This is a genomic window from Streptomyces sp. 8P21H-1, assembly GCF_013302945.1.
Genome location: NZ_JABTYA010000277.1, coordinates 1,113 through 7,315 on the forward strand (window position 1 = coordinate 1,113; position 6,203 = coordinate 7,315).

The following is a 6,203-nucleotide window of genomic DNA, read 5'->3' on the forward strand; positions in this document are numbered from 1 at the left end:
GAGCTTGCCGCCGTCGGCCTGTGTGGTCGCGCCGGTCGGGGTCCGGAGAGCGCCGCCCCCGGCGTTCAGCGAGCCGAGGCTGCCCAGGGCCGTGGTGATCGGTGTCTGGTCGGCCTGGAGCCGCTGGCCGTCACCGTTCTGGCCGTTCAGGTCGTCGTTCTGGCCGTTCCCGTTCAGGTCGTCGAAACTGCCCAGGCTCTCGGTGACCGGGTTGTTCTGGTTCAGCAGGTCGTCGAAGGTGTCGAGGTTCTGCGTGGTGAGCGCGTCGGGGTCGTTGAGGCCACCGAGGCTCTCCTGCACGGACTTGGCCTGTTCCTCGGCCTGGCGCTTGGCCTCCTCCTGCTCCTTCCTCTGCTCCTCGCGCATCTCGTCCTGGTACTTCTTGTCCTCGTCCCGCTGCTGGTTCTGCTCGTTGCGCAGCTCGTCCTGGTACTTCTTGTCCTCGTCCCGCTGCTGGTTCTGCTCGTTGCGCAGCTCGTCCTGGTACTTCTTGTCCTCGTCCCGCTGGCGCCGCTGCTCCTCACGCAGTTCGTCCTGGTACTTCTTGTTCTCCTCGTTCTGCTTGGCGATCTCCTCCTTCTCCTTCTTGAGCTGCTCCTTCTCGTACTCCTCCGCGGCCGTGCCGGTCGACTTCGGCTTGGGCACGTTCTCCGAGAAGTCCTTGCCCAGGTCGATGAAGTGGTTGTTCAGGTCGGACTGCACCTGGGCGGCGGGCTTGCCCAGGTACTCGTCGACGCCCTGGGTCCAGATCTTGACCGCCTTGTCGCCGACCTTCGCCCAGTTGGCGATGTCGGTCAGGTCGCCGTACTCCGGGTGCACCTGCGAGAAGCCACCCTGCGGGCTGTGGCGGACGGTCGTCATGTAGCGGGTGCTGGTCGACGTGATGTCCGTCTTGGCGACGTTGTTCGCGTCCACCCACTGGGCGAGGTCGTCCAGGACGTAGCGCAGCACCTGGTGCGGGTCGTAGTACGAGGACTTGGCCCAGGCCAGCCACGCGTCGAGCAGCTTCGTGGCGGCGTCCTCCAGGTGCTTTCGGCCGAGCGAGAGGGCCCGCGAGTACACGGTGTTGCCGGTGCCGGTGCCGTCGCCGGTACCGACCGAGGAGTCGAAGGTCTCGACGTAGCTGTCGTAGTTCTCGCGGATCTTCTTCAGCAGGCTGCGGAAGACGTCGGCCGCCTCGCCCTTCCAGCTCGCGTCGTCCCGGCTGAAGCGGTCCTCCCAGTCCTTCAGCACCGTCGCGTGGTCCCTGAAGAACTTCGCGGCGAAGTCGAAGGAGTCCCCGGTGGTGTTGAAGGAGTTCAGGTCCACCGCGGCGTCGCCGGCCACGCCCAGGTTGCTGAACCGGGCGTCCTTGCTGCTGCCGTTCAGCAGCGCGATGAGCGCCGCCCGCGGCCCGTTCATGTACCGGGCGAGCGGGATCGTGCTCATCTTGTCCTTGTTGTAGTCCGTGAACTCGTTGCCTTCGCGGACCTGGGCGTCGTGGACGTTGTCGGAGCCGGGACCGGCGAAGATGATCTCCTCGCCCGCCTTCACGCGGCCCTCGAAGACGATCCGGGCCTGCATGATCGACCGCTTCTTGCCGCTGTCGAAGAACCAGATGTCGTAGTCCTCGCCCTTGTTCGTCAGGAAGCCGGAGTCCTTGACGAGCAGGCTGAGGCTGCGCTCCTTGATGTCCATCCGGAAGAGCTTGCCGCCGTGGTCCGAACGGAGCGTGTCGAAGACGGTGGTCCGGTCCGGCACGGGATAGCCGGTGATGTGGGTGACCAGAGTGGCCCAGGTGTCGCTCGACGGGTCGCCTGCGTTGTCGAACTTGTCGAGATTGGCGACGGAGTTGGGATCGTACCGATCGGCCACCGGGCGCCCTTTCTGGTCGGTTGTCGTCCGTGCCGGCGCACCGCGTCCTCGTACGGATGGGCAGGCGTGTGTCGTTCACAGGGGTGCGCCGGGTGGCTGTACCGCCCCGGCCGGCGCGCGGTCGCGGATCAGTCCTCGTCGCGGGTCAGTCCTCGTCGAGGTCCTCGGTGGTGCCGGCGGTGAGCGTGTCGACCTCTTCGAAGGTCTGCAGCAGCGTCTGCGCGTCGATCGCCCCGAGGTTCTTGTCCTTGGTCTTGTTGGCTTCCTCGATGGTGTCCGTGAGCGCCTCCTTGAGTTCCTTGAAGAGGTCCATCTGGTCACCGAGCAGCTTGTCGATGGCCTCGGCCGCGGTACGGACGCCCTCGACCAGCTTGGGTCCCGAGACCAGGGGCTCGGTGACCATCTTGCCGATGCGCAGGAGCTGGGCGTCCTGGTTGAGGTTGTCCGCGGTGGTGTGCCCGTCGATGAGCTTGCCGAGCGGGCGGATGGTGGAGCCGTCGCCGTCCTCGCGGTGCTTCTTCGCGGCGGTGTGGACCGGCTGTACCTCGTTGTCCCGGAAGTTCTCCATCTGCTTGAGGTCGAAATGCTTGACGTCGGCCTTCTCACCGGCCATGGGACGATCTCCTGCTGCTTGGTTGCCGGACGGGACAGGACGGGACAGGACGGAACAGGAAAGGGCGGCGCGGCGGCCGGGCGGCGTCCGGCGCGTCCCCCAGGAGCCCTCGGAGCTCCCGCGGTTCCCGAGCGGGGGCCCGGTCCGTACCGGGCCCCGCCTCAGGACGGGCGGGAGGAGACTCCCGGAGCCCTAACGGGCCCGCACGTTGCCCCAGTTGTCGGCGCTCCTGCGCTCGTCGCGGGAGTGGTTGTCGTGGATGGTGCGGATCAGCTCGCCGTTGTCGCCGAGGAGCCGCGCCATGTTCTTGGTGGCGTTGTCCCACTCCGCCTGGACCACGCGGTACTGCTCCTGGTCCGCGCCCTCCCAGGTGCTGACGAGCGGCTTCAGCTCGTCCTCCAGGTTGTTGAGGGTCGTGATGATGCCCTGGGTCTGCTCCATCAGCTCCTCGATGGCCTGCTGAACCTTGGGGTACTGCACGTCGATGATGCCGTCGGCCATGACGTCTCCTCTCGAAGGCCGGGCGCCAGCCCGGGAAACTCACGAAGTCCGGTCCCCGCCGAAGGCCGGAGGGGGCCGGTACCGCGGGGTGGTTCAGCGCAGCGCTTCGAAGACGCCCTGGCTGGTCTTGCTGTTGAGGACCTCGGTCAGGTCCTGGTTCTCCTTCGCCAGGCGGTTGGCGGAGGTCACGTTCTCCTGGAGCGCGTCGATCATCGTGCTGATCTGGACGACGACCTTCTGTGCCTCGGTGTTCCAGCTGCGGAAGAGCTTCAGCAGGGCCTGGCCCTCGTCACCGCCGACGCCCGAACGCGCGGCGATCTGGGCGACGTTGTCCTGGATCCTCTCGACCTGGTCGCGGGCCGACTCCAGAGAGGAGACGCCCCCCAAGCCCTTGGCATAATCCGCTTTCCTCGCGGCACTGTCCGCCATGTCACGCTCCCTTCGTTCAGGCGCGTCTCGTCGCACCGTTGCCCGCTGAGGCTAAAGAGAAAACGGGGTTCCGCGCAATGCGTGCAGGGAAGATGTGAGGAACGGCCGGTTCGGCGGAATTCTCCTGCATGGCAACGGAGTTGTGCGGACGTTGCGGCGAGATGAACGGGCACGCCCGAAAACGGGCAAGCCGGACCCGAGGCGTCCGCCGGGTAACGGCGAAGCCTCGGAGAACGAACACGCAAAGAGACCGGGCGGTCACAAGGAAGGACCGCGCTCGGCATTGTGCGGGCCCCCGCGGGATTCCACGGGTCCGGCCGATCCCATTGCTTGAGCTTTTCCTGAGGTTTCACCTTCGTGTCCGGCCCTGTGTTTTCCCGTGCCCGTTTTTTGTTTCTTCTTTTCCCGCGGCGCGGTATGCGGTGTCAGCTCTGCGGAACGGTGCCCGCCGCACCCTCCGCGCCGCCGGCCTCGTCCGCGTCGCCTGCCTTGCCCGCCTCGCCGCCCTTGTCCGCGTCGCCGTCCTTGTCCGCGTCGCCCGCCTTGTCCGCGTCGCCGCACTCCGGAGCCGTGACCTTGGGCTTCACGGCTCCGGAGGCGGCGTCCGGGTCCAGGTCCGCGCCGGTCGGGAACGCCGCGAGCAGCGGTGCCGGTACGGAGCCGATGTCCCCGGCCTCGTACCCGAGTGCCGCCAGCGACTGCTTGGCGGGGACGCGGTACTTGACCCCGTTCTCGGCCACCAGGTAGGTGGTCCCGGCGTGCGCGGCGCCGCTCGCGTGCAGGGCCCGCACCAGGGCGCCGTGCCCCGGCCGCACCACCGTGGCGTCCGTCGGGACACAGGCCGGCTCCAGCGGCCGGTCGGTGCCCTGCGAGACCGCGACCGGGGCGAGCCGGTCCAGCGGGACCAGCACCGACCTGATCCGTACGCCGCCGTCGTCGCCGTCCACCTGCGCGCAGAGCGCGGTGCCGCGCTCCGCGGACTGCGGCAGGGGCGGTGCGTCCGGCAGTTCGTCGGAGCCGGCGGTACCCGCGTCCTTCGCCCGGTGCTCGCGCAGCGCGTCCGCACCGACCGTGCGCACCTCGGGCGACTTCCCCCGGTAGGCGTCCTTCTGGGTGGCCGGGTCGCCCAGCACCAGGGCGGCGCCGAGCCGGGTCAGCGGCACCAGGCCGTCCTCGCGCAGCAGCTGGTAGGTGCTGCCGCCGCCGGGCACGCTGACCTTGAAGAGCTGGCCGATCCGGCTGGCCTCGCCGCCGAGTTCGGGGCCCTCCTCGCCGCGCCCCTCCACCGCGGGCGGCTTCAGGGCGGGGCCGGGTGCCAGCGCGTCGAGGAACGCCGCCGAGACCGGCATCGGCTGCTGGGAGCCGTAGCCGAGGGCGTTGCGGGCGTCGGAGGCGCGGTCCAGCGGCAGCCGGCTGCCCCGCCACACCAGGTACTCGGTGCGGTCCGGGCCGCGTACCAGCACCCCGCGGTCGCGGCCGATGCCGCGGGAGTCCAGGGGCGTCCCGGCCGTGACCGTGGTGGCCCCGGGCTTGTCCACCCCGGTGCCCGCCACGGCGCCGGAGGTGTCGGGCAGCGCCCCGTCGGGGCCGGTGACGCACATGTGCCAGGCGCCGTCGTCGAGCTGCCCGGCCTCCGGCACGACGTCCGGGGCGCCGGGGAGACCGACCGGGGCGCCCACCGGGACACCCCGCAGGGAGGGGGTGCGCACGTCCGCGGTCGCCAGGTCGGAGCCGCCGATCAGCCGCGCGGAGGCGTAGTTGCGCACCGGGTGCAGTACGCCGTCGGTGCCGGTCCACAGATAGCGGGCACCGGTGTCGCGGTTGACCACCAGGTGCTTCCCGTCACGCCAGCCGTCGTTCCCGCCGGGGCGCAGCAGGCCGTAGACGGTGGCGCCCGCGCCGATCAGGACGGTGACCAGGACGCCGAAGACCACACCTCGGGTGGTGCGCCCGAGCGGGCTCTCCGGGGCGTCCGGGTCGGCCGTCAGCAGGCTGGAACTGAGCCTGCCCATCATGAACGTGTGGGCGTGTACCTGGTCTCTCTTGGACTGCACGGCCTCTCCTCAACTCCTTGTCCATGCCGCGGCGTACGGGTGTGCTCAGCCGAACAGGCCGCGCAGCCAGCCGAAGAGGCCGGCCGCCCACAGGGCGAGCGGCAGCAGCGCCACCGCGAGGCCGGTGTGCGCGAGTTCCGCCGCGCGGCCCCAGTACGGCAGCATCCGGCGGCCGGGCACCGTCCAGGCGGCGATCACGAGGGCGGCCGCGGCGGCGAGCAGCACCGCGAAGACCACCGCGCGCCCGTCGCCGTCCTGGTCCTGCGCCCAGGCGCGGGCGAGCAGCAGCAGTCCGAGGACACCGGGCACGGCCAGGGTCAGCCGCTGCCCGATGTGCACCAGCCCGCGGCAGTGCAGGAGCAGCAGCAGGCTCAGTGCGAGGGAGGTCAGCACCTCGGGCAGGTTCGGGCCCTCGGTCAGGACGACCAGGGCGGCCGCGGTGATGACGCCGGTGGCGGCGAAGAGCGCGGTGACCCAGCGCCCGGCCAGCTCGGTGCGCTCGGCGACCTCGTCGCCCGCGTAGGGCTCGATGCCCTCCTGGAGCTGGGCGGCGGAGGACGGCAGTGCGGGCAGCCGCATCCCGGCCAGTTTGAAGGCGAAGGGCGCCACCGCGCCCGCGGCGAGGACCACCACCGTCGCCACCAGGGCCACCGAGGCCGGCACACCCAGACCGGAGTAGGCGATCAGGCCGCCGGCGATCGCGGCCGCCACCGAGACCAGCGCGGTGGCGAAGAGGGCCGGGGCGCCGACCG

5 protein-coding genes and 1 pseudogene are annotated in these 6,203 nt (G+C 70.2%); all 6 read right to left on the minus strand.

Translation table 11 applies throughout. The features are described from left to right. The coding region (locus HO151_RS05915; protein WP_173895044.1) for an AAWKG family protein at positions 1 to 1,854 on the minus strand (1,854 nt) is incomplete at its 3' end. Positions 1,855 to 1,999: 145 nt separating this feature from the next. After that, positions 2,000 to 2,467, minus strand: a complete 468-nt coding sequence (locus HO151_RS05920) for a type VII secretion system-associated protein (protein WP_173895045.1) — start codon at positions 2,465 to 2,467, stop codon at positions 2,000 to 2,002. Positions 2,468 to 2,659: 192 nt separating this feature from the next. Beyond that, positions 2,660 to 2,968 carry a WXG100 family type VII secretion target gene (locus tag HO151_RS05925; RefSeq protein ID WP_173895046.1) on the minus strand — a complete coding sequence of 103 codons (309 nt, stop codon included), beginning with the start codon at positions 2,966 to 2,968 and terminating at the stop codon, positions 2,660 to 2,662. A 93-nt stretch (positions 2,969 to 3,061) separates the two neighbouring features. Further along, the gene (locus tag HO151_RS05930; protein ID WP_173895047.1) at positions 3,062 to 3,397 is read right to left on the minus strand and encodes a hypothetical protein; all 336 of its coding nucleotides are present in this window, start codon (positions 3,395 to 3,397) and stop codon (positions 3,062 to 3,064) included. 425 nt (positions 3,398 to 3,822) lie between these two features. Beyond that, entirely contained in the window at positions 3,823 to 5,451 is a 1,629-nt protein-coding gene (eccB, locus tag HO151_RS05935; RefSeq protein ID WP_173895048.1) for a type VII secretion protein EccB, read from the minus strand. A 45-nt stretch (positions 5,452 to 5,496) separates the two neighbouring features. Beyond that, positions 5,497 to 6,203 (minus strand): annotated as a pseudogene (locus tag HO151_RS05940) (type VII secretion integral membrane protein EccD); the annotation flags it as partial.

What these genes read in the sequence shown, in the direction of transcription:
- HO151_RS05920 (WP_173895045.1), bottom strand. Translation starts at nt 2,467, where the DNA reads ATGGCCGGTGAGAAGGCCGACGTCAAGCATTTCGACCTCAAGCAGATG.
- HO151_RS05925 (WP_173895046.1), bottom strand. Translation starts at nt 2,968, where the DNA reads ATGGCCGACGGCATCATCGACGTGCAGTACCCCAAGGTTCAGCAGGCC.
- HO151_RS05930 (WP_173895047.1), bottom strand. Translation starts at nt 3,397, where the DNA reads ATGGCGGACAGTGCCGCGAGGAAAGCGGATTATGCCAAGGGCTTGGGG.